This window comes from Blastococcus sp. SYSU DS0616, from assembly GCF_054051015.1.
Genome location: NZ_JBJHAJ010000016.1, coordinates 51,235 through 73,073 on the forward strand (window position 1 = coordinate 51,235; position 21,839 = coordinate 73,073).

The following is a 21,839-nucleotide window of genomic DNA, read 5'->3' on the forward strand; positions in this document are numbered from 1 at the left end:
TCAGCCCGCCCGCCGACCGCGCACCGCCCCGCGTCGGCCGGCCACGGGGACGGGGACCCCCGCGAGCTGGGCGGCCAGGGCGCGCAGCTCCGTGCGCAGCGCCGAGCCCGCCGCCGCCTCGGCCAGGGTGCGGCCGGCCGCGAGCGCCGCATCGGTCGCGCGCCGGTCGGCCGGGAGGAAGAACCGGGGCCGCCGGCCGGTGAAGCGCTCCAGGGCCTCCCCGATCTCCCGGCGCGGCTCACCCGGGACCGGTCCGCGGCGCAGCTGGTTCACGACCAGCAGCGGCTCGACGTCGGGCAGCACGTCGCGCAGCTGCTCCAGCGCCCGCACGCACCGCTGGAGGGCGACGGGGTCGGCCCCGGTCACGCACAGCACCGTGTCCGCGTGCTCCAGGACGGCCAGCGTGGCGCCGTTCCGGCGCGGCGCCGCGGTGTCGAAGGAGAGCTCCTCGTCGTCCTCCACGGCGAAGGCGCAGTCGACGACGGTCAGCCGCGCGAGGAGGCGCGCCTGCTCGAGGACCGCGGTGACCGCGGCCGGCCGGAGCTCCGGCCAGCGGTCGGCGCGGGCCAGGCCGGTGAGCACGCGCAGGTGGGGGCGGACCGCCCACGCCAGCGCGGCCAGCGCCGCGCCGTCCAGTGATCCGAGGCCGGCCTGCCGGGCCGCGCCGGCGAGCCCGGGCGACTCGTCGAGAAGCCCGAGGACCTGCGCCACCACCCCGCCGTGGACGTCGGCGTCCACGAGCAGGGTGGGCACGTCCAGCCGAGCGGACTCGTCGGCCACGCCGACCGCGACCGTCGTCCGGCCGGGGGCCCCGGTCGGTCCCCAGACCGCCACCACCCGGCCCCGTTCTCCCGGCGGCCGCGCCGGCTCGACGGGGGCACCGGGCCCGGGGAGCGCCGCGCGCAGGTCGGCGACGTCGTGGCCGGACGCCGGTACGCCCGTGACCGCCTCCCGCAGCGCCCGGGCGATCAGCTCCGGATCTGCATCGGCCGGCAGCACCTGGGCGACCCCGAGCCGGCGCAGCCGCTGCGCCGCGGCGTCGTCGCCGGGCTCCACCAACCCGACGACCGCGACGCCGGCCGCGTGCAACCGGGCCACCGTGTCGCCGTCGAGGCGGCGCAGCTCCGCCGACAGCAGGGCCGCCTGACCGGTGCCGGTGGCGGCGGCGGCCAGCAGGTCGGAGATGTCGACGCAGCGCCGGACGACGGTCACCCCGTGGTCGTCGCGGTCGAGGGCGCCGACGAGCTCGGACTCCCAGCCGGCCCCGGTCACGGCGGTGAAGACCTGCAGTGCCATCAGCCGGTCGGTCCCGCCGGTGCGGGTGCTCCCTCGGTGGCCACGGCCGGCCCCGGAGCAGGGCCGGGCGCGGACGACGGTGCGGGCGTGGCGCGCGCCGCGCTCGACGGCGCCGGGGTGCCGGTCCGCTGCACCGCGGTTGCCCCGGCCGGGTGGGCGACGACCACGAGCGGGCGCCCGGCGATGGCCGCCAGCACGTCGGCGGCGTCGTCGGCCGCGACGCTCACCACGACCTGCACCGTGGTGGTCGGCGTGGAGAGCACGCCCGAGGAGCTGCCCGACAGCGCCTGCACCGGCGCGGCGCCGACGACGAGGTCCACGCTGCCGACGGCCGGCCCGGTGGCCCCGGCCGCCGGGTCGGCGACGGCGTACACGTCGACCAGCTGCCCCCGGCGCAGGCCCGGCGGCACGTAGCCGGCCTGGACCGGGAGCGCCAGCTGCACCAGGTCCGACGGCTCCTCGAGGGCCGAGCGGGGCAGGAGCTCCCCGGCCCGGACCCCGCGGGCGAGGGTGCTGCCGTCCGGGCGGGTGCTGCCCGCCAGGTACCGGTCCGCGGCGTCGTCGAGCCGGACGTCGACCACCACGAGGTCGTCCGCGGTCAGCACCGTCCCGGCCGCGAGGTCGTCGGCGGCGCTCCAGACCGGCACGGTGGCGTCCGCTGCGCTGACCACCCGCGCGCCGAGCAGGACCGAGGCGAGGACGAGCAGCACCCCCAGCACCAGCCGGAGGTCCAGCCACCCCGGTGCCCGGACGCGCCGCGGGGTGGGCCCCGCCGGCAGCTCGGGGGCGTCGGGGACGGCGCCCGGGGTGCGCACGGCGGTCACACGACCTTCTCTCTGCCGGCAGGCCACCGGCCCGGTCGGGCGCGTCGACCCGCGGGTACGGGCCGATGGCGGCAATGGGGTGCCGATGATGCGGCACGCGTGCGTACTCGTGCATCCGCCGTCCACACGTTCGGGTGTGGACGGCCGCCACGGGCCACCGGCACGGCTGACAGACTGGACGACGACCGGATGGAGACGCCGATGCCCACACCTCGCTTCCTGACCCTCGACGACGTCGCCGAGATCCTCAACGTCTCGTGGTCGCAGGCCTATGCGCTGGTGCGCCGCAAGGAGCTGATCGCCATCCAGATCGGCGGCCGCGGCCAGTGGCGCGTCGAGGTGGACGAGCTGGAGCGGTTCATCCAGCAGAAGTACGCCGAGGCCCGCGCGGGCACGGTGCCCGCCGAGCCGGCTCCGGGTGCCGGCGCGGAGGAGGCTGCCGACCAGCGGGCCTGACGCCTCAGTCCCAGCCCGGCACCAGGGTGCGCACCACGGCCACCGCGTCCACGACCACGGCCGACACCCGCCGCACCGCGTGCGGGCGACGCGGCTGGTCCGCCGCGTGCTCGGCCACCTCCAGGTAGTCGGCGCCCACCCGGTCGATCGTCCCGGTCAGCTGCGTGCCGTCGTCCAGCACGAGCTGGACGGCGCTCCGGTCCCGCGCTAGCCCGCGCAGCGCCCGCCGCAGGTCCAGCCGCACCCGCACCGGGCCCGCCTCCTCCGCCGGCGCGGTCCACCGGCCCAGCCCGTCGACGGCCCGCACCGCGGCGACCGCCACGAGCTGGTCGCGTGCCCGCTCGTCGGTGAGCAGCAGCCAGTCGCTCCCCCGGTCGGCGAGCACCCCCCGGACCCGTCCCGCGCCGCGGCAGGTCACCACGAGCTCCGCGCCGAGCGCGCCCCCGATGCGGTCGGCCAGCCGGACGGCGCCGATCTCCGCGCGGGCACGCGACGCCCACTCGGCCCGCTCCTCCGCCTCCTCCGCCGCCTCGAACTGCGCCTGCAGGTCGGCGAACAGCTGTTGCCACCGCATCTCCCACCTCCGCCGACAGCCTAGATCGTGCCGATACTTGCATTTGCTTGCGTTTGATTGCTTTAGTGACGCAACGTCAACACGGAGGAGGCGCGGATGTCGGCGCGACGACTGCTCGGCACGGGCCTCGGCATGGCCGCGATCGCCGTCCTGCTGGGGCTGCTGACACCAGCCGTCCCTGCCTCCCTCGCCGCGCTCGGCGCCGCGCAGCGCACGGCCGACACGGGGGGCGCCGACGTCCTCGTCCTCCACCTGGTGGGGCTGCTCGCCTGGGCGGTGTGGGGCTGGGGCGCGCTCGGCCTCGCGCTCACCGCGTGCTCGGCCCTGCCCGGCGCGGCCGGAGCCCTCGCCGACGGCGCACTCCGCGGGCTGCTCCCCCGATCCGCACGCCGGGCCGCCTCCCTCGCCCTGGGCGTCGGCCTGGGCATCGCCCCACCGCTGCTGGTGACCGCCGCGCCCGGGCTGCCGGCCGCGGCCGCGGCGGAGGAGGTCCCGGCCCGGCCCGGTCCGGGAGCGGGGAGCGCTGTCCCCGACTGGCCGGCCCCGGCACCGCCTGCCGCCCCGACGCCGGACGACGGTGCGCGGGCCGATGCGCCGCCCGACTGGCCGCCGGCCCCCTCCGCCGACGAGCACGTCGTCGTGCGCGGCGACTGCCTCTGGCGCATCGCCGGAGACCACCTGGCGCGCACCGCGGGGCGCGCGCCCGCCACCGCCCAGGTGGCCACCGCCGTGACGGCCTGGTGGCGCGCCAACGCCGAGGTGATCGGCCCCGACCCCGACCTGCTGCTGCCCGGCCAGGTGCTGCGCCCGCCCGCCCTGCCGTGACCCGCCCGTCCGCCACCGACCGCCACTCCCGGGAGCCCCGATGACCGCGCCGTCCCGCCACGCCCCGCCCACCGCACGCCCGGCCCTGCGCCTGACCGTCGTCCCCACACCGCAGCCGCCGGCCGACCCGTTGCCGGCTCTGCGGCTGGTGCACCCGGGACGGCCGCTCCCCCGACCCGTCCCACGCCCGGGCCCCCGGCCGAGCGTCGCGGCCCCCGCCGCCGCGCGCGACGAGTTCGGACCCGTCCTGACGGGGCGGGACGAACTCCCGCCGGTCGGCGCGGCGGCCCGGCGGCTGGTGACCACGGCGCTGGAGGCGCTGGCCGGACGGCGACCACTCGCCCAGGTTCGGCCCCTGGCCTCGCCCGGCGTCTACGCGGCGCTGTCGGCCGGCCGCCGCCCGCGGTGGTGCGCCGAGGGCAACGCGCCGGTGGTGATCGGCCGGGTGCGCGTCTGCGAGCCCGTGGACGGGGTCGCGGAGGTCAGCGCCGTCGCGCACCGGGGCGGCCGCGCGCACGCCGTGGCGGCTCGACTGGAGGGCATGGACGGCCACTGGCGCTGCACGGTGCTGCAGATCGGCTGAGCCCCGCGGGCCCCTGCACGACGACGCCCCGCCGACCGTGTGCCGGTCGGCGGGGCGTCGTGGCGTCCGGACGGGGTCCTTCTGCTAGTTGCCGGCCGCCCCGTGGCACTGCTTGTACTTCCGGCCCGACCCGCACGGGCAGGGCGCGTTGCGCGGGGTCTCCTTGGTGCCGGAGACCGTCGCCGTCTTGGCGGCCTTGGCCTTTCCACCCTCGGCCGGGGATGCGTCCAGGCTGGGCGCGGAGTAGGTGAGGTTCTCCGGCGCACGGCGCGGCTCGTCGAGACCCTTGACCGCCAGCACCGGCCCGGTGCCGGCCGTGGCCGCCTCCTCGGCTGCCTCGGCAGCCGGCGCGGGAGCTGCCGGAGCAGGGACCTCCGACGGGGGCGCCGGAGCAGGGGCATCCGCGACAGCGGCCGCCGGATCAGGGGCCTCCACCAGCGGGGCGTTCGGTGCCGCGGGCGCCGACGAGCGGCGCGCCGTCGCGGCCGCAGCGCCACCGGCGGCCGCCTTCGCCGCCGCGGCCTGCCGGGCCAGCAGCTTCGCCGTGCCGGCCTGGGCAGCCGCCAGCGCCTTGGCCTCCGCCTCGGCCTGCTTGGCCTTCGCCTCGGCCTCCTGCTCGCCCTTGGTCTTTACCTCGAGGTTGAACAGGAAGCCGACCGACTCCTCCTTGATGCCGTCGAGCATCGCCACGAACATGTCGTAGCCCTCGCGCTGGTACTCCACGACCGGGTCGCGGTTGGCCATCGCGCGCAGGTGGATGCCGGCCCGCAGGTAGTCCATCTCGTAGAGGTGCTCACGCCACTTGCGGTCGAGCACGCTCAGCAGCACCCGCCGCTCCAGCTCGCGCATGACCTCCGCGCCGAGGGCGGTCTCCCGCTCCTCGTAGGCGCGGTGGACGTCGTCGAGCAGCGCGGCCTTGAGGTCCTCGGCGGAGAGGTCGGACTGCTCCCCGCCGGCCTTCTGCGCGACGAGCTCGTCGACGGTGACACCGACCGGGTACAGCGCCTTGAGACCGCTCCACAGCTGGTCGAGGTCCCAGTCCTCGGCGTACCCGGTCTCGGTGGCGCCGTCGACGTAGGCGGAGACCACGTCGTCGACCATCGACCGCACCTGCTCGTGCAGATCGGCCCCCTCGAGCACCTTGCGCCGCTCGTCGTAGATGACGGTGCGCTGGCGGTTGAGGACCTCGTCGTACTTGAGGACGTTCTTGCGGACCTCGAAGTTCTGCTGCTCGACCTGGGTCTGCGCCGAGAGGATCGCCCGGCTGACCATCTTCGACTCGATGGGCTGGTCGTCGGGCACCCGGAGGGTGTTCATCATCGACTCGAGCATCGGGCCGTTGAACCGGCGCATCAGGTCGTCACCCAGGGAGAGGTAGAACCGCGACTCCCCCGGGTCGCCCTGCCGGCCGGAACGCCCGCGCAGCTGGTTGTCGATCCGGCGGCTCTCGTGCCGCTCGGTGCCCAGGACGTACAGCCCGCCGGCCTCCGCGACCGCCTCGTGCTCGGCCTTCACCTGGGCCTTCGCCGCCTCGAGGGCCTCGTCCCAGGCGGCCTCGTACTCCTCCGGGGTCTCCGTCGGCGACAGCCCGCGGGCACGCAGCGCCTCGTCGGCGATGAACTCGGCGTTGCCGCCGAGCTGGATGTCGGTACCGCGCCCGGCCATGTTGGTGGCCACGGTCACCGCGCCCGGCCGCCCGGCCAGCGCGATGATCGACGCCTCCCGGGCGTGGTTCTTCGCGTTCAGCACCTCGTGCGGGATCCCGCGCCGGAGCAGGTACTTCGACAGCACCTCGGACTTCTCGACGCTGGCGGTGCCCACGAGCACCGGCTGGCCGGCCTCGTGCCGCTCGGCGATGTCGTCGACGACGGCGTCGAACTTCGCCTTCTCCGTCTTGTAGATGACGTCGGAGCGGTCCTGCCGCACCATCGGCCGGTTCGTGGGGATCGGGACGACCCCCAGCTTGTAGGTCTGGTGCAGCTCGGCGGCCTCGGTCTGGGCCGTGCCGGTCATGCCCGAGAGCTTCTCGTAGAGCCGGAAGTAGTTCTGCAGGGTGATCGTGGCGAGCGTCTGGTTCTCGTCCTTGATCTTCACCCGCTCCTTGGCCTCGATGGCCTGGTGCATGCCCTCGTTGTAGCGGCGCCCGGCCAGCACGCGGCCGGTGAACTCGTCGACGATGAGGACCTCGCCGTTGCTGACGATGTACTGCTGGTCCTTCTTGAACAGCTCCTTGGCCTTGAGGGCGTTGTTCAGGTAGCCGATCAGCGGGGTGTTGACGGCCTCGTAGAGATTGTCGATGCCGAGCTGGTCCTCGACGAACTCCACGCCCTCCTCGGTGACGGCGACGGTGCGCTTGTCCTCCTCCACCTCGTAGTGGACGTCGCGCTTCATCAGCGGCACGATCCGCGCGAACTCCTGGTACCACTTGCCGGCGGTCTCGGCGGGGCCGCTGATGATCAGCGGGGTGCGGGCTTCGTCGATGAGGATGGAGTCGACCTCGTCGACGATCGCGTAGTGGTGCCCGCGCTGCACCAGGTCGGCCTTGCTCCAAGCCATGTTGTCGCGCAGGTAGTCGAAGCCGAACTCGTTGTTCGTCCCGTAGGTGATGTCGCAGGCGTACAGCTCGCGCCGTTGCGCGGGGGTCTGGCCGGACAGGATGCTGCCGACCGACAGCCCCAGGAAGCGGTGCACGCGGCCCATCCACTCGGCGTCGCGCTTGGCCAGGTAGTCGTTGACCGTGACCACGTGGACGCCCTTGCCGGAGAGCGCGTTGAGGTAGGCGGGGAGGACCCCGGTGAGCGTCTTGCCCTCACCGGTGCGCATCTCGGCGATGTTGCCCAGGTGCAGCGCCGCACCGCCCATGAGCTGCACCCGGAAGTGCCGCTGCCCCAGGGTGCGGGTGGCCGCCTCGCGCACGACCGCGAACGCCTCGGGCAGCAGCGCGTCGAGGGACTCGCCGTCGGCGTGGCGCGCCTTGAACTCGTCGGTCTTCGCCCGGAGCTCCGCATCGGAGAGGTCGGTGTAGTCGTCGGCGAGCGACTCCACGGCGTCGGCGATTCTGCCGAGGCGTCGGACCAGCTTGCCCTCACCGGCACGGAGGATCTTCGAGAACAGCACGCCCCCAGCGTAGGCGGCCCGGCCGCGGCTGCGGTCGCGGCGACCGCCCCGGGCACCACGCGTCCCATCCGTACGCTGCAGCGATGGCACGCGATCCGTCCGACCCCGGCCCCGGACTGCTGGAGTTCCTCACCGAGCGGCACCTCGCGACGCTGACCACCCTGCGCCCCGACGGCAGCCCGCACGTGGTCCCCGTCGGCGTCACCTACGACGCGGCCACCCGGACCGCCCGGGTGATCACCTCCGGCACCTCCGTCAAGGCGCGGCACGTCCGTGACGGGCGGTCGCGGGTCGCCGTCTGCCAGGTCGACGGGCGGCGCTGGACCACCCTGGAGGGCACCGCCGTGGTCCGCGAGGACGCCGCCTCCGTGGCCGACGCGGTCGAGCGGTACGCGCGGCGGTACAAGCAGCCGCGGGAGAACCCGGCCCGGGTCGTCATCGAGATCTCGGTGGACCGCATCCTCGGCAACCAGTGAGGATCGGGCGGTGAGCCTCGATCTCTCCGCCGTCGACCTGCCCACCGAGACGCTGCGGACCGAGCGGCTCGTGCTGCGCCCGTTCCGGACCAGCGACACCGACGCGGTGCACCGGGCGTCCCAGGACGCGGACACCCAGCGCTGGATCCCGACGATTCCGGTGCCGTACACCCCCGCGGACGCCCGCCGCTTCGTCGAGGACGTGGCCATACGGGAGCGCAGCGAGGGCACCGGGCTGTCCGTCGTGATCGAGGCCGACGGGCGCCTGGCCGGAACCGGCGGGCTGCACTTCCGTCCTGGGCGGCTCGGCCCGGAGATCGGCTACACGGTCGCCCCCTGGGCGCGCGGCAACGGCTACGCCGCGGAGGCCGCGCACGCCCTCGCCGACTGGGCGCTGGGCCTCGGCGCCCCGCGGGCGCACCTGTTCGTCGACGTGGCGAACGCCGCGTCGCAGGTGGTGGCCCGGCGTGCCGGCTTCCGCCAGGAAGGTGTGGTGCGCGCCTGCCTGGACCAGCGCGACGGCACGTGGGCCGACGCCGTCCTCTTCGGCCGGCTCGCCGGCGACTGAGCGGGGCACGGCCGGCGGCCGTGCCCCGCTCAGGTCAGGCGCTCGCCGTTTGCTTCACCGCGGACGCCGGCGCGGCGCCGTCCGAGGCCACGGGGGCCAGGCGGATGAGGCCGTAGTCGTACGCGTGCCGGCGGTAGACGACCGTCGGCTGGCCGGTGTCGGCGCACTGGAACAGGAAGAAGTCGTGGCCGACCAGCTCCATCTCGTGGAGGGCCTGGTCGACGGTCATCGGTGTCGCGGGGTGGTGCTTCTCCCGCACGATCTGGCCGGGCAGGTGCTCGTCGAGGTCGGTGACGTGGGTGCCGGAGGCCAGTTCGCGGTCGAGCTGGAGCTGCTGCTCGATGGTCAGCTCGGGATTGCCGGCGTCCAGCGCGGCACCGTTGAGGCGCACGCTGTCGGGGGTCCGCCGGCCGTGGTGCACCCGGCGACGGTCGGCCGCCCGACGCAGCCGGTTGTCCAGCTTGCCCGAGGCCAGGTCGAGCGCAGCGTAGAAGTCCGGGCCCGCCGCCTCGGCGCGGATCACCGGCCCCTTGCCGCGCAGGGTGATCTCCACCCGCTGGCAGCTGGCCGACTGGCGCGGGTTCTTCTCGTGGAAGAGCTCGACGTCGATGCGGGACAGCTTGGCGTCGAACCGCTCGAGCTGGCCGACCTTGTCCTCGACGTGCTGGCGGTAGTGCTCGGGGACCTCGACGTTGCGACCACGGACCACGATCTCCATGGGACCTCCCGGTTGGGGACGGGCGTTGGTCGCTTCGACGCTAGTCCCTCCCCCTGGACCGCGACAGTCGATCGAGGTCGTGGTGGACGACCGTCCCGATCCGGTACGCGGGGCTCCCCGCGGCACCCCGCGCCGGGCCTGCCGGCGTCCGAGGGGTGGCCGCGACGACCGCCGCGACCACCCCGCCCGCAGCCCCCCGGGCGGCTCCCAGCGCCCGCGCAGCCTCCGTCAGCGTGGCGCCCGTGGTCACCACGTCGTCGACCAGCACCAGCAGCGCACCGGGCGTCGGCTGCGGGCCGGTGACCTCGAAGGTGCCGGCCAGGTTGGCCCGCCGCTCGGCGGTGGACAACCCCGACGAGTCCCGGACGCGGCCGCGCCGGCGCAGCAGCCGGCACTCCTGCGCCGACACCCCGGCCGCGCGCAGCTCGAGCACCGCCCGCCCGGTCAGCTCGCGCACGTGGTCGCGGCCCCGGGCCCGGAGGGCCGCCCGCGACGCGGGTACCGGCACCAGCAGCAGCGGTGGCTCCCCGGCCACCCCGATCCGGACCCCGGCGACCGCCAGGGCGAGCGCGGTGCCCAGCGGCGCGGCCAGCTCCGCACGGCCGTGCTCCTTGAACGCGTTGACCACCGGGCGCACCGGTCCCGCGTAGACCGCGGCGGCGACCGTCGGCGGGAAGCCCGCGGGGAACCGCCGGGGCGAGGCGAGGTGCGGTACGGCCAGCAGCCGCGCGCAGCGGGTGCAGAGCACGGCGCCGGGGAGCCCGCACCCCGCGCAGGTGCGGGGCAGGACCAGGTCGGCCAGCGCCGACAGCACCCCGGAGCCCACCGGGCCAGCCTGCCGGGTGGCGCGGGCACGAGGTGAACGCCGCTTCCGGGTTGTGGACGGCGGTGCACCTCAGGACGGGTGCACCTCAGGACGGGTAGAAGGGCGCCGTCCCCGGCAGCGGCTCCTCCCCGCGGACCAGGGTCACCCACCTCCCGCCGGACAGCTGCCAGATGTCGGCGCCTGTGCTCACCAGCGGCTGGCGCGACGGGGCGGCCGCCAGCGCGGTGGGCTGTCTGGGCAGCCCCGAGGTCGGCACCGGGCTCAGGCCCCAGCCGTCCACACCCACCGAGTACGGGACGATGCGGTCCTGACCCTCGTCGCCGGCCAGCACCAGCAGCTCGCCGCTGTCCCGCCAGCCGACGTCGACGACGCCGGACAGGGTCGGCGCCACGGCGCGCAGGTCGCGGAGCACGACGGCGCCGTCCGCGTCGGAGCGGACGACGGTGCCGACGTGGAGCCGGCGCCCCTGGCTGCCCTCCACCACCACGGCGGCCCGGACGCCGTCGGGCGAGAGCTGCAGCACGTCGGCCCGCCCGAGGCCGGGGAGGGTGGGAGCGGCGACCGGCTGCGGCGGCCCTCCGGCGGGAACGCGGACCAGCTCCGCGCCGTCCCGCACCACCCAGGCCTCCGTGCGGGTCGCGGCGACCGTGGGTGCGCTGAGCGTGCGGCCGTCGAGCACCGGCGCCAGCTCGCCGCCGTAGGGGCCGGCGAGCAGCGTGGCGCCCGTGCCGTCGGCGCGGACACCGGTGAGGAAGTTCAGCTCACCGCCGGCCGCCGCGACGGCGGCGCTCTCCAGCGCGTAGACGCCCTCTCCGGCCGGTCCGGGAACCGGGTCCCCCCGTGGGACCGTGCGGACCGCCCCCGCATCGATGTAGTGGCCGACCCCGTCGACGGGTACGGCGTCCGGGTCGAAGGACGCCCAGTCCTCGGCGGTCTGCCGCTGCGGCACCCCGTCGGGGGCGACCGGTTCCCCGTCGAGCAGGACGACGACGTTGACGATCCGCGGCCGGACCAGCTGCTGCAGGCTCCACACCAGCTGCGCGCAGATCTCGGCGAGGAGCGGCGCCGGCTCGGCCGGCAGACCCGTGAGCTCCACGGTGGCCGTCTGCCCCTCGACGGTCACCGACCGCTCCAGTTCCACGCCGCTCAGCGGGTTGAGGACGCCGGCGGCCAGCGCCGGCGACGGGCCGGCGATCAGCCGTTCCACCATCACCGTGGGCTGGGACTCGCCGCGGATGAGGTAGCGCGGGTCGGGGACCACGCGCGACCCGGTGGGGTCGAGGAAGTAGGCGGCGACCTCGTCGTACAGCCGCCGGAAGTCCGGCTCGAGCATGATCAGCCCGTCCGGCGGGTTGCTGATCCGCCACTCGCCGTCGACTCGCTCCAGGGTGAAGTCCCGGGTGAAGACGCCCCGCTCGGCCACGGTGAACACGCCGCGGGGATCGACCGTGCCGATCAGGTTGGCGGTCACGGTGACCGCGCCCTCGTCGGTCGTCACGACCGCGTAGTCGCTGCCGATGATGCTGATGCCGCTCGTGTCGTCCCAGGACTCCCGCGCCGCCGGTGTCAGGTACTCCCGGGCCACGGGGTGACGGCGCACGGTGCTGGCCGCCGCGTCGATGAACTGGCGGACGATCTCCTCGGTGCTGGCCCCGGGGGCCGGCGCGATCGGTTCGATGCCGACCGCCTCCGGCACCCGGGCCGGCGCCTGGGTGATCAGCACCGTCGGTGAGTCGGTGGGCACCGTCGAACACGCGACCAGCGTCAGCAGCGCCGTCAGCAACGCCACGGCGACCGACGCACGCCGCCTCACCGCGCCGCGCCTGGTCGCTGGAGCCTCACCGGACGCAGCGGCAGGGGCGAGCTGGTCAGATCCCCGCCGGCCATCAGCGGCAGGGTGAGCCGGAACTGGGCGCCGGCGCCGGGCTGCCCCCACACCTGCAGCCAACCGCCGTGCAGACGGGCGTCCTCCAGGCTGATCGACAGCCCGAGGCCGCTGCCGCCGACCGTGCGCACCCGCGAGGGGTCGGCGCGCCAGAACCGGTCGAACACGTGCTGCGCCTCGCCGGAGCTCAGCCCGACCCCGTGGTCGCGCACGGTCACCGCGGCCGCCGACCGGTTGGCGGCCAGCGTGATCTCCACCGGGCGCCCGGCACCGTGCTCGATGGCGTTGCCGACGAGGTTGCGCAGGATGCGCTCGACCCGGCGGACGTCCACCTCGGCCAGGACCGCCTCGGCCGGCCGGGTGACCCGCAGCTCGCAGCCGTGACGCTCGGCGAGCGAGCTCATCCCGTCTACGACCCGGCCGACCAGCGCACCCATGTCGGTCGGGGTCGAGTCGAGCACGGCCGCGCCGGCGTCGTAGCGGCTGATCTCCAGCAGGTCGGTGAGCAGCGCCTCGAACCGGTCGAGCTCGGCGCGCAGCAGCTCGGCCGAGCGGGCGACGTGCGCCGGGAAGTCCTCCCGGGCCTCGTGCAGGATCTCCGCCGCCATCTGCACGGTGGTCAGCGGGGTGCGCAGCTCGTGGGACACGTCCGAGGTGAACCGCTGCTGCAGCTGGGACAACCCCTCCAGCTGCGTGATCTGCCGCTGCAGGCTGTCGGCCATCGCGTTGAAGCTGGTCGCCAGCCGGGCGAGGTCGTCCTCGCCCCGCACCTCCATCCGCTCCTCGAGCTGACCTTCGGCCAGCCGCTGGGCGGTGCCGGCGGCCTGTCGCACCGGGTCGACCACCAGCCGGGTGACCAGGACGCCGATGCCGACCACGAGCAGCGTGAGCGCCACCCCGCTGATGACCACCGTGCTCCGGATCAGCTGGAGGCTCTCCTGCTCCTGCTGCAGCGGGAAGACGTAGTACAGCTCGATCCGGTCGGGCCCCTGCGCGTCGCCGCTGACCGGCGCCCCCACCAGCAGGCCGGGCCGGGGGTCACCGGACTCGCCGGGCACCCGGTGGTACTTCGACGCCTGGTTGCCGGCGTCGACCGCCGACCGCAGCTCGGGGGGCAGCGCGGCGTACAGGGGCCGGCGGTTGGTGGCCGGGACCTCTGCCCCGCCGCTCGGCCGGTAGATCATGACGACGTCGAAGTCGCCGGCCGCGCCACCGCGGTCCAGCAGCCGGTTCACCGTGCGCTCGAGGGTGGCGCGGACGCTGGCGGCGTCCCCGGTGGCGATGCCGGCCAGCTCGCTCTGGGCGTACACGACGCCCGCCTGCACCTGGTCGACCGCCGCGTCGCGCTTCACCCGCAGCAGCTGGTCGCGGATCTGGCTGAACAGCACCATGCTCACGATCAGCACGACCGTGCCGGCGAGGAGCATGGTGATCGCGCCGATCCGCACCTGCAGCGACGACCGCCAGGCCTGCGCCGCCCGCGAGCCGAGAGCACCGGCGGTGCGCCCCACGCGGCGGCGCACCTGCCCGGCGCGGCGGCGCAGCCCGCGCCCTACCCGGAGGAGCTCCTCGCGCGCCCCTGGGCCGCGCCCGGGATCCGGTGAGTACTGCCCGGACCCGGCGCCCGTCTCGGGGGTCCGGGTGGCGGTCACCGCCTCAGTGTCCCTCAGCCGGCTGCCGATCCCGGGACTCCGCGCCCAGCGGGCACCGCTCCGCTCACGGTGCATCCGGATCCGCTCACGGAGGCCCGGCCTTGTAGCCCACCCCGCGCACGGTCAGCACGACCTCGGGCTTCTCCGGATCGCGCTCGACCTTCGCCCGCAGCCGCTGCACGTGCACGTTGACCAGGCGGGTGTCCGCCGCGTGCCGGTAGCCCCACACCTGCTCCAGCAGGAGCTCCCGGGTGAACACCTGACGCGGCTTGCGCGCCAGCGCCACCAGCAGGTCGAACTCCAGCGGGGTGAGCGCGATGGGGACGCCGTCCCGGGTGACCTGGTGCGCGGGGACGTCGATCTGCACGTCGCCGATGCTCAGGTTCTCCGCCTGCCCGGTCTCCCCCCGGCGCAGCTGTGCACGCACGCGGGCCACCAGCTCGACGGGCTTGAACGGCTTGGTGACGTAGTCGTCGGCGCCGGCCTCCAGCCCCTGGACGACGTCGATCGTGTCGCCCTTCGCGGTGAGCATGACGATGGGCACCGTCGACTGGGTCCGGATGTCCTGACAGATCTGCAGACCGTTGCGGCCGGGCAGCATCAGGTCCAGCAGCACGAGGTCGGGCCTGGTCTGCTGGAAGACGCCGACAGCGCGGTTGCCGTCGGAGACGAAGGCCGGCTCGTACCCCTCGCGCCGCAGCACGATGCCGAGCATCTCGGCGAGGGCGGCGTCGTCGTCGACGACCAGGACACGGCCACGGCTGGGTCCGTTCTGCGGAGCAGTGGGGGGCACGGCGCCCATTCTGCGTGACGCACCCCCGAAAACGCTTCGCCCCGCCCGGAGAAGATCCCCCGGGCGGGGCGGAACAGGCTGATCAGGGCCGCAGATCGCCGCGCTGGGTCACGAGCGGCCGGCCCCTGTCAGGGACTGGAACGGCCCCCTCACAGGGTCCCGCCGCGAGCGGTGGGGGGCGAGGGGGTCCTTCCTCAGTAGCGGTAGTGGTCGCTCTTGTAGGGCCCCTCCACCGGGACGCCGATGTAGTCGGCCTGCACCTTGGTGAGCTGGGTGAGCTTCACGCCCAGCGCGTCGAGGTGCAGCCGGGCCACGTGCTCGTCGAGCTTCTTGGGCAGCACCGTGACGCCGGGGGTCTGGCCCTCGTAGGCGGCCCGGTTGTTCCACAGCTCGATCTGCGCCAGCACCTGGTTGGAGAACGACGCGCTCATCACGAAGCTGGGGTGCCCGGTGGCGTTGCCCAGGTTCAGCAGCCGGCCCTCGGAGAGCACGATGATCGTGTGGCCGTCGGCGAACCGCCACTCGTCCACCTGCGGCTTGATGGTGGTCCGCTCGATCCCCGGCGTGCGCGCCAGGCCGGCCATGTCGATCTCGTTGTCGAAGTGCCCGATGTTGCCGATGATCGCCTGGTGCTTGGTCCGGCTCAGCTGGTCGGCCGAGATGATGTCCTTGTTGCCGGTGGCCGTGATGATGATGTCGGCCTTGCCGATGACCTCGTCCAGCGTGGTCACCTCGTAGCCGTGCATCGCCGCCTGGAGGGCGTTGATCGGGTCGATCTCGGTGACGATGACCCGCGCACCCTGGCCGCGCAGCGACTCCGCGCAGCCCTTCCCGACGTCGCCGTAGCCGCAGACGACGGCGACCTTGCCGCCGATCATCACGTCGGTCGCGCGGTTGATGCCGTCGATCAGCGAGTGCCGGCAGCCGTAGAGGTTGTCGAACTTGCTCTTGGTCACCGAGTCGTTGACGTTGATCGCCGGGAAGAGCAGCCGGCCTTCGCGGGCGAGCTCGTACAGGCGCATGACGCCGGTGGTGGTCTCCTCGGTGACGCCGGTGATGCCCTGGCCGATGCGGGTCCAGTACTGGCCGTCCTCGGCGAGCGTGCCGCGCAGCACGTCGAGGATCACGCCGTACTCCTCGGAGTCGGCCTCGGTGGTGTCGGGGACGACGCCGTCGGCCTCGAAGCGGGTGCCCAGGTGGATCAGCAGGGTGGCGTCACCGCCGTCGTCGAGCAGCATGTTGGGGCCGACGACGGCGCCCGACTCGTCGCGGAACTCGAACAGCCGCTGCGTGCACCACCAGTACTCCTCGAGCGTCTCGCCCTTCCAGGCGAAGACGGGGACGCCGGCGGGCTGCTCGGGGGTGCCGTCGCCGACGACGATCGCGGCCGCGGCGTGGTCCTGCGTGGAGAAGATGTTGCAGCTCACCCAGCGGACGTCGGCGCCCAGCGCGGTCAGCGTCTCGATGAGGACGGCGGTCTGCACGGTCATGTGCAGCGACCCGGCGATGCGGGCACCGGCCAGGGGCTGGGCGTCGCCGTACTCGGCGCGGAGCGCCATCAGGCCGGGCATCTCGTGCTCGGCGAGCTGGATCTCCTTGCGGCCGAACGGCGCCAGGGAGAGGTCGGCGACCTTGAAGTCGCCGTCGGTCAGCGTGCGGGTGCCAGTGCTGGCGGTCATGTCGCTCCAGTGTCCGCGCCCGGGCCGTGGCCCGCGGGGCGCTACGGGGTGGTCTGAGAGAGCGAGCATGCCGAGGCTTCGGCGGGGCTCGTGCCGGCGTCCAGCTTAGACGCGCGGCCCGGGACGGGCGCCCGTCCCTGCTCACGCACGTCGGTTGTGCACCGCCTGCATCGGCTGGGCCGGCCGGCCCCCTGAAGGCGGCACTCACCCTTCGCCCGAGAACCACACCGCGCACCCCGCCGGTCGGTGGATCGAGGCCACGGCCGGGCGATGTCGCCCCCATGGTGATCGGGGCCTGATGCGGGGCTCGTCCCGGCGCTTCCACCGCAGACCCGCCCGCCCGTCGAGGTCACCCGCTCTCTCCCCCGGCAGCTCCAGGCCGTCCGTCGGCCGGTTGCCTCGGGGATCGCGCGCCGTAGAAGAGCCAGTTCCCCTTGCCGGGGTGCGGCACTCCCTGGGTGCATCGCGGCCTTCTCCGCCGTGTCGGGCCGCACGAGGGTGAAGCCATGCCCACCACCTTCCCCGCTTTCACGGCCGCCGGACTGGCCGCCGTCCGCGCCGGCGCCGATCGGCCGCTACTGCTGACCAACGCGACGATCCACACCCTCGACCCGCTGATCGGCACCATGCACGACGCCGACGTGCTCCTCGGCGGCACGCTGGTCGTCGGCGTCGGGCCCGGCATCGTCACCGCGGCCGAGGACGACGGCGCCGTGGTCATCGACGCCACCGGCACCACCGTGCTCCCCGCCCGCCTCGACGCGACCACCACCCTCGGCGCCGTCGCGCGCGGCACCGGCCCCGGGACACTCGCACCCGGCGCGGACGCCGACCTCGCCGTCGTGCCCGACGAGCACGCCCCGGACCTGGCCACGGCACTGCACACCGCGTTCACGCGGCCCGACCTACTGCTCGCAGTCCTGCAGGGGGGACGCCCAGTCCACTGGGCCGGCGACCCCCTCGGTTCCGTGCCGCCCCGCACCCGGCTGCAGCCCGACCGGCTCGCGGTCGACCCGGGCCGCGTAGGCGTGTGGGTCGACACCGGCGACTTCCTGCACCAGGAACTGACCGCCGACGGCCGCTACGACGAGACCCGCGGGGGCCGCCCGCACGCCTTCGCGGGCCGCTACTGGGTCGACGGTGACCGCATCGACTACCTCGACGACCTCGGCTTCTGGGCCTTCGGCCGGTTCGCCGACGACGCCTTGCACCACGCCGGCTACACCATGCACCGGAAGGACGCCCGATGAGCACCGACCCCGTCCTGGACGCACTGAACCGCTCCGCCACCGATCCCGACCGCCTCGTCCTGCTGCGCGGCGCGACCGTCGTGACGATGGATCCTGCGCTGGGAACCATCGACACCGGTGACGTCCTGGTGCGCGGGGCGCGCATCGTCGACGTCGGCCGCGACCTTCCGGACGCCGGGGCGATCGCCGTCGACGTGACCGGCAGCATCGTCGCCCCGGGCATGGTGGACACCCACCGGCACGCCTGGCAGGCACAGATGCGCCGCACCATCCCCGACGTCGACGACCTCGCCGGATACCTGCAGTCCACGCTCATGCACGTGGCGCCGACCTACGCCCCCGACGACGTGTACCTCGGCACACGCCTGGCCGCGCTGACCGCACTGGACGGCGGCATCACCACGATGCTCGACTTCTCGCACAACTCGCGCACCACCGCCCACTCGGACGCGGCGATCACCGCGCTGATCGACTCCGGCATCCGCGGTGTGCACGCCTCCATGGCCCCGCACTTCGGCGACTGGGACGGCCAGTGGCCCGCGGACCTGACCCGGCTGCGTTCGACCTACGTCCCCACCGACGACCAGTTGGTCACGCTGCGCGTGGCGGCACTGGCCACCGGAGACATCGCCGGGCACCTCGCCTACGGTCCCGACCTGGCTCGGGTCGCAGCCGACCTCGACATCGGCGTGAGCCTGGACGTCATGTTCGGTCAGGCCGCCTCCCGCGCCATCCTGGACTGGCAGGGGCAAGGGCTGCTCGGCCCGCACCTGGAGTCGATCCACTCCACGGCGCTGTCCGCGGACGCCTGGGCGGCGATGCGCGACCACGGCGTCACCGTCTCGCTGGCCCCCACCTCCGACGCCCAGATCGGGCTGGAGGACGCCGTCCCGCCGGTCGACGAGGCGCTCGCCCACGGGATCCGGCCCGGGCTGTCGGTGGACGTGGAGGTCGCGCTGGCCTCCGACATGTTCACCCAGATGCGGTCGCTGCTGACGATCCAACGCATGCGCGCGGTCAACGCCGCCTACGGCACCGGGCAGGCGCCCAGCCGCATCACCACCCGCGACGTGCTCGACTTCGCGACCCTGTCCGGGGCGCGCACGCTGCGGCTCGACGACCGCACCGGTTCCATCACCCCGGGAAAGCAGGCCGACCTCGTCATCGTGGACGCCGAGGCGATCAACACCATGCCGCTGCACGACGCCGTCGGAACCCTCGTGCTGGGCGCCGACCGCTCGAACATCACCTCGGTGTGGGTGGCCGGCCAGGTGCGCAAGTGGGACGGCGCCCTCGTCGGGGTGGACGTCGACGCCCTGCGCACCCAGGTGCACGACTCGGTCGCCGCGATCACCGAGCGTCTCGCCACCACCGGAGCCGGCCGGTGACCCCGCCCGACGCCGACACGTTCGTCGTCACGCGTGCGCACGTCAGGACCGGGTCCGGGACCGTGGCGCCCGGCGATCTGCACGTGGTCGGGGAGCGTCTGGCCGCGGGGCCGGCCGACCCCGGGGTGGAGGTGATCGACGCCGACGGCGCCTACGCCGTCCCGCTGCTGGTGGACAGCGCCGTGGCGCAGCTGCCGCCGGCCCGGCGCGGCGGGTACGACCTCGTGCCCGGCAACCCGGCCACCTTCGCCGTCGTGCGCCGCCCGGTCAGCGAGGCGCAGGTGCACAGCATGCTGGTCGTCGACCCGCAGGACCTGCTGGCGGTGTGGGTCGCCGGACACCTCGAGGCCTGGGACGGCGAGCCGACCCGGCCCGCGGGACAGGACGTCGCGGACCCGGCCGTCCGAGAGACGTGGGTGGGCACCTGGCACGACCCTGGCCGCGGCCTGCTGCAGCACCTGCGACCAGACGGCCGCTACTCCGAGACCCGGGGCGGGCGCGCCGACGCGTACACCGGCCGCTACTGGCTGCACGAGGACCGGGTCACCTACCTGGACGACTCCGGCTTCTGGGCGTTCGGCCAGCTGCTGGACGGCGTCCTTCACCACGCCGGGTTCGTGATGACCCGACGCTGAGCAGGCGGCGCGCCGGGCCGAGGGGCCCCGGCGCGCCGCGGCCGACGGCTGCCAGGGAGCACCAGGTCCTGGTTGCCGAGGTGAGCGGCCCCTACGGTCGGAACGTGCGCACCGCAGACCTCGGCCCGTTCCTCAAGGCCCGCCGCGGCCACCTCCAGCCCGACGACGTCGGGCTGACCGGGCACACCACCCGCCGCGTGCCCGGGCTGCGTCGCGAGGAGGTGGCGATGCTGGCCGGCGTCAGCGTGGACTACTACGCCCGCCTGGAGCAGGGCCGCGAACGCAACCCGTCACCGTCCGTGCTCAACGCGATCGCCAGCGCCCTGTGCCTCGACCCCGACCAGCGCGAGCACCTCTTCCGCCTGGCCCACCTGGCGCCCACCACCCTGGCGCCCACCACCCCGGCGCCGCCGCAGTCACTGCTGGACCTGCTGGAGGCGTGGCCGCACACCCCCGCGGTGATCATCAACCGGCAGCTCGACGTGCTGGCGCACAACGCCCTGGCCGGCGCCCTGTACTCGGACTTCGACCGGATCGACAACGTCGCCCGCATGACGTTCCTCGACCCGGTCGGCTCCAGCTTCTACGCCCACTGGGACCGAGCCGCGGAGTCCTGCGTGGCCAACCTGCGCCTGGCCCTGGGACACGTGGACTCCGCCGATGCCGTGCGCCGGCTGGTGGTCGAGCTCTCCACGGCCAGCTCCGCGTTCCGCCACCTGTGGGCCAAGCACGACGTACGCGGCAAGACGCACGACTCCAAGGCGTTCCGCCACCGCGACGTCGGCGACCTCGTCCTCGACTACCACACGCTCGACGTCAAGGGCTCACCCGGCCGCCAGCTCATCGTCTACCACGCCGCGCCCGGCTCGCCCAGCGCGGACAGGCTGCAGCTGCTCGCCTCCCTGCACGCCACGCCTTTGGCAGCGCCCGCGACCCCGGACGCCCCGTAGGCAGGCCAACCGTCCTCACCCCGACAGCACACCCAGCACCGGTCCCCACGGGTTCGGGGCCGGGCCGGTGCGCCCGGAACTCCTGCGCCAGTCCGGTCGCGCCTTCGGCTCGCCGTCCTGAACCACCCGCGAGACGTTCACCTGGCCCGAAGCCGACAGGGCCGCGTGGACGCCTCAGTGGCACGCCGACTGCAGCCCCGGCTCGACATCGAGGAACCGCGCCCGACCGGCGTGAGCCTCGTGGAGTGGCCTGCAGTGCTCGACGCGCCGCGAGCAGCGCGCCGGGCACGCGACGTCCCGGGAGCCAGGCGGCGGGCCCACCGGATCGTCGCGGCACACGTCAGGACTCGCAGCCCACCCCGTCCCCGTCGCCGTCGAACGCCTCCGAGAAGCCGGGCTCACCCCGGTGGATGGGCGCCGCTCCGGCGCCCCGTACCGCCGCGCAGTCGGCGTAGCGGGGCGCCGACGCGGACCGCGGGTCGGCTTCGGGAACGGTCGCCGCCGGCTGCGGGACGGGCAGCGGTGAATGGTCGGCGGACGGCAGCGGCTCGTCCGGACACCCCGCGAGCACCCCGGCCATGGCGTCGTGCTCGGCCGGAGTCACCCAGAGGCCGTGCGCGGCCTTCACGGCGATCTGCCGGGCCACGTAGGCGCACCGGTAGCCGCGGTCCGGCGGCAGCCAGGTGGCGGCGTCGCCGTCGCCCTTCTGCATGTTGAGCGGGCCGTCGACGGCGAGCAGGTTGAGCGGGTCGTTGGCGAACCGGACCCGCCGTGGCTCGTCCCAGCCCTGGGCGCCCTTCTGCCACGCGTCGGAGAGCGCGACCACGTGGTCGATCTGCACGTCGGCGCTGGTGTCCTGGCCGCGGAGGAAGGGGATCGTCTCCCCCGAGTAGGGGTCGGCGAGGGTGCCGGTGGCGACGACGCAGTCCCGGGTACCCGGCTGGAAGGTCTCCCCGGTCAGATCCCGGGCCAGGACGTCGTTGCGCGTGTCGCAGCCGTTGCGGTCGGTGTCGACCCAGCCCGCGCCGAACTGGTCCCGGTCGTAGCCGGTCTTCGGGGCGCGGCCCTTGACGTCCAGATCGTCCAGCGCGGCGAGCGCAGAGCCGGTGACGAGCGCGGGCGCCGCCGTGGCCTCCGTGCGGTCGGCGCCCTCGCCGACGTCCACCGCCTCGCAGCCGGCCGACGCCATCGCCACGCCGAACGCGAGGACCGCACCGGCGAGCCGACGGGACCGGGAACCGGGTCGTACGTGCACGCAACTCCCCCACCAGCCGGACGGCGACCGGCCCGACGCTAGGCCGCGGCTGCCGGACCCCGTCGGCGCAACGCCGAGGCCGGCCGGCG

At 74.7% G+C, this 21,839-nt stretch carries 20 protein-coding genes; 9 read left to right on the plus strand and 11 right to left on the minus strand.

The genetic code is table 11. The features are described 5' to 3' along the window. Both ACI79K_RS13305 and ACI79K_RS13310 read right to left on the minus strand, forming a co-directional pair. Window positions 1–1,296 carry an AAA family ATPase gene (locus tag ACI79K_RS13305; protein WP_456589916.1) on the minus strand — a complete coding sequence of 432 codons (1,296 nt, stop codon included), beginning with the start codon at window positions 1,294–1,296 and terminating at the stop codon, window positions 1–3. Beyond that, a complete protein-coding gene (locus ACI79K_RS13310; RefSeq protein ID WP_456599926.1) occupies window positions 1,296–2,120 on the minus strand; it encodes an SAF domain-containing protein in 825 nt (274 codons plus the stop codon). Before ACI79K_RS13310 ends, ACI79K_RS13305 begins: the two co-directional genes overlap by 1 nt. A 201-nt stretch (window positions 2,121–2,321) precedes the next feature. Between ACI79K_RS13310 and ACI79K_RS13315 the strand changes: the two genes are divergently transcribed. After that, on the plus strand, window positions 2,322–2,576 hold the full coding sequence (locus ACI79K_RS13315; RefSeq protein WP_456599927.1) for a helix-turn-helix domain-containing protein: 255 nt from the start codon (window positions 2,322–2,324) through the stop codon (window positions 2,574–2,576). 4 nt (window positions 2,577–2,580) lie between these two features. Here ACI79K_RS13315 and ACI79K_RS13320 read toward each other — a convergent pair whose 3' ends face one another. After that, window positions 2,581–3,150 carry a hypothetical protein gene (locus tag ACI79K_RS13320; RefSeq protein ID WP_456599928.1) on the minus strand — a complete coding sequence of 190 codons (570 nt, stop codon included), beginning with the start codon at window positions 3,148–3,150 and terminating at the stop codon, window positions 2,581–2,583. 96 nt (window positions 3,151–3,246) lie between these two features. Between ACI79K_RS13320 and ACI79K_RS13325 the strand changes: the two genes are divergently transcribed. Together ACI79K_RS13325 and ACI79K_RS13330 are read left to right on the plus strand one after the other, a co-directional pair. Beyond that, window positions 3,247–3,975, plus strand: coding sequence for a LysM peptidoglycan-binding domain-containing protein (locus ACI79K_RS13325; protein ID WP_456599929.1), 729 nt, complete (start codon window positions 3,247–3,249; stop codon window positions 3,973–3,975). A gap of 40 nt (window positions 3,976–4,015) precedes the next feature. After that, the gene (locus tag ACI79K_RS13330; protein ID WP_456599930.1) at window positions 4,016–4,558 is read left to right on the plus strand and encodes an Rv3235 family protein; all 543 of its coding nucleotides are present in this window, start codon (window positions 4,016–4,018) and stop codon (window positions 4,556–4,558) included. Between the two features lie 84 nt (window positions 4,559–4,642). Here ACI79K_RS13330 and secA read toward each other — a convergent pair whose 3' ends face one another. Then, the gene (gene secA, locus ACI79K_RS13335) at window positions 4,643–7,675 is read right to left on the minus strand and encodes a preprotein translocase subunit SecA (RefSeq protein WP_456599931.1); all 3,033 of its coding nucleotides are present in this window, start codon (window positions 7,673–7,675) and stop codon (window positions 4,643–4,645) included. An 83-nt stretch (window positions 7,676–7,758) separates the two neighbouring features. Here secA and ACI79K_RS13340 point away from each other — a divergent pair, with 83 nt between their 5' ends. Next, window positions 7,759–8,151, plus strand: a complete 393-nt coding sequence (locus ACI79K_RS13340; protein ID WP_456599932.1) for a pyridoxamine 5'-phosphate oxidase family protein — start codon at window positions 7,759–7,761, stop codon at window positions 8,149–8,151. A gap of 10 nt (window positions 8,152–8,161) precedes the next feature. Next, window positions 8,162–8,719, plus strand: a complete 558-nt coding sequence (locus ACI79K_RS13345) for a GNAT family N-acetyltransferase (RefSeq protein ID WP_456599933.1) — start codon at window positions 8,162–8,164, stop codon at window positions 8,717–8,719. Between the two features lie 34 nt (window positions 8,720–8,753). Here the strand turns inward: ACI79K_RS13345 and hpf are convergent, their stop codons facing one another. The 6 genes from hpf to ahcY form a co-directional block, all read right to left on the minus strand. Continuing rightward, complete coding sequence (gene hpf, locus ACI79K_RS13350; protein WP_456589925.1) at window positions 8,754–9,437, minus strand: ribosome hibernation-promoting factor, HPF/YfiA family; 684 nt, start codon at window positions 9,435–9,437, stop codon at window positions 8,754–8,756. A 40-nt stretch (window positions 9,438–9,477) separates the two neighbouring features. Continuing rightward, window positions 9,478–10,263, minus strand: a complete 786-nt coding sequence (locus ACI79K_RS13355; RefSeq protein WP_456599934.1) for a ComF family protein — start codon at window positions 10,261–10,263, stop codon at window positions 9,478–9,480. An 85-nt stretch (window positions 10,264–10,348) separates the two neighbouring features. After that, the gene (locus ACI79K_RS13360; protein WP_456599935.1) at window positions 10,349–12,076 is read right to left on the minus strand and encodes an LpqB family beta-propeller domain-containing protein; all 1,728 of its coding nucleotides are present in this window, start codon (window positions 12,074–12,076) and stop codon (window positions 10,349–10,351) included. Beyond that, entirely contained in the window at window positions 12,073–13,800 is a 1,728-nt protein-coding gene (gene mtrB / locus ACI79K_RS13365; RefSeq protein WP_456599936.1) for an MtrAB system histidine kinase MtrB, read from the minus strand. Before mtrB ends, ACI79K_RS13360 begins: the two co-directional genes overlap by 4 nt. An 85-nt stretch (window positions 13,801–13,885) precedes the next feature. Further along, window positions 13,886–14,602 carry an MtrAB system response regulator MtrA gene (mtrA, locus tag ACI79K_RS13370; RefSeq protein WP_456589929.1) on the minus strand — a complete coding sequence of 239 codons (717 nt, stop codon included), beginning with the start codon at window positions 14,600–14,602 and terminating at the stop codon, window positions 13,886–13,888. A 185-nt stretch (window positions 14,603–14,787) separates the two neighbouring features. Then, entirely contained in the window at window positions 14,788–16,272 is a 1,485-nt protein-coding gene (gene ahcY / locus ACI79K_RS13375) for an adenosylhomocysteinase (protein WP_456589930.1), read from the minus strand. A 506-nt stretch (window positions 16,273–16,778) separates the two neighbouring features. Here ahcY and ACI79K_RS13380 point away from each other — a divergent pair. The 4 genes from ACI79K_RS13380 to ACI79K_RS13395 all read left to right on the plus strand — a co-directional run bounded on the left by ACI79K_RS13380 (window position 16,779) and on the right by ACI79K_RS13395 (window position 20,495). Next, window positions 16,779–17,522, plus strand: a complete 744-nt coding sequence (locus tag ACI79K_RS13380) for an Atu4866 domain-containing protein (protein ID WP_456599937.1) — start codon at window positions 16,779–16,781, stop codon at window positions 17,520–17,522. Further along, window positions 17,519–18,910 carry an amidohydrolase family protein gene (locus tag ACI79K_RS13385; protein WP_456597086.1) on the plus strand — a complete coding sequence of 464 codons (1,392 nt, stop codon included), beginning with the start codon at window positions 17,519–17,521 and terminating at the stop codon, window positions 18,908–18,910. The genes ACI79K_RS13380 and ACI79K_RS13385 overlap by 4 nt, the downstream gene beginning before the upstream one ends. Then, complete coding sequence (locus ACI79K_RS13390) at window positions 18,907–19,545, plus strand: Atu4866 domain-containing protein (RefSeq protein WP_456599938.1); 639 nt, start codon at window positions 18,907–18,909, stop codon at window positions 19,543–19,545. The genes ACI79K_RS13385 and ACI79K_RS13390 overlap by 4 nt, the downstream gene beginning before the upstream one ends. A 104-nt stretch (window positions 19,546–19,649) precedes the next feature. Beyond that, the gene (locus ACI79K_RS13395; protein WP_456589934.1) at window positions 19,650–20,495 is read left to right on the plus strand and encodes a helix-turn-helix domain-containing protein; all 846 of its coding nucleotides are present in this window, start codon (window positions 19,650–19,652) and stop codon (window positions 20,493–20,495) included. 340 nt (window positions 20,496–20,835) lie between these two features. Here the strand turns inward: ACI79K_RS13395 and ACI79K_RS13400 are convergent, their stop codons facing one another. Next, entirely contained in the window at window positions 20,836–21,750 is a 915-nt protein-coding gene (locus tag ACI79K_RS13400; RefSeq protein ID WP_456599939.1) for a GmrSD restriction endonuclease domain-containing protein, read from the minus strand. Between the last annotated feature and the right edge of the window lie 89 nt (window positions 21,751–21,839).

What these genes read in the sequence shown, in the direction of transcription:
- ACI79K_RS13380 (WP_456599937.1), top strand. Translation starts at nt 16,779, where the DNA reads ATGCCCACCACCTTCCCCGCTTTCACGGCCGCCGGACTGGCCGCCGTC.
- hpf (WP_456589925.1), bottom strand. Translation starts at nt 9,437, where the DNA reads ATGGAGATCGTGGTCCGTGGTCGCAACGTCGAGGTCCCCGAGCACTAC.
- ACI79K_RS13305 (WP_456589916.1), bottom strand. Translation starts at nt 1,296, where the DNA reads ATGGCACTGCAGGTCTTCACCGCCGTGACCGGGGCCGGCTGGGAGTCC.
- ACI79K_RS13330 (WP_456599930.1), top strand. Translation starts at nt 4,016, where the DNA reads ATGACCGCGCCGTCCCGCCACGCCCCGCCCACCGCACGCCCGGCCCTG.
- ACI79K_RS13340 (WP_456599932.1), top strand. Translation starts at nt 7,759, where the DNA reads ATGGCACGCGATCCGTCCGACCCCGGCCCCGGACTGCTGGAGTTCCTC.
- ACI79K_RS13320 (WP_456599928.1), bottom strand. Translation starts at nt 3,150, where the DNA reads ATGCGGTGGCAACAGCTGTTCGCCGACCTGCAGGCGCAGTTCGAGGCG.
- ACI79K_RS13325 (WP_456599929.1), top strand. Translation starts at nt 3,247, where the DNA reads ATGTCGGCGCGACGACTGCTCGGCACGGGCCTCGGCATGGCCGCGATC.
- ACI79K_RS13385 (WP_456597086.1), top strand. Translation starts at nt 17,519, where the DNA reads ATGAGCACCGACCCCGTCCTGGACGCACTGAACCGCTCCGCCACCGAT.
- mtrA (WP_456589929.1), bottom strand. Translation starts at nt 14,602, where the DNA reads ATGGGCGCCGTGCCCCCCACTGCTCCGCAGAACGGACCCAGCCGTGGC.
- ahcY (WP_456589930.1), bottom strand. Translation starts at nt 16,272, where the DNA reads ATGACCGCCAGCACTGGCACCCGCACGCTGACCGACGGCGACTTCAAG.
- ACI79K_RS13315 (WP_456599927.1), top strand. Translation starts at nt 2,322, where the DNA reads ATGCCCACACCTCGCTTCCTGACCCTCGACGACGTCGCCGAGATCCTC.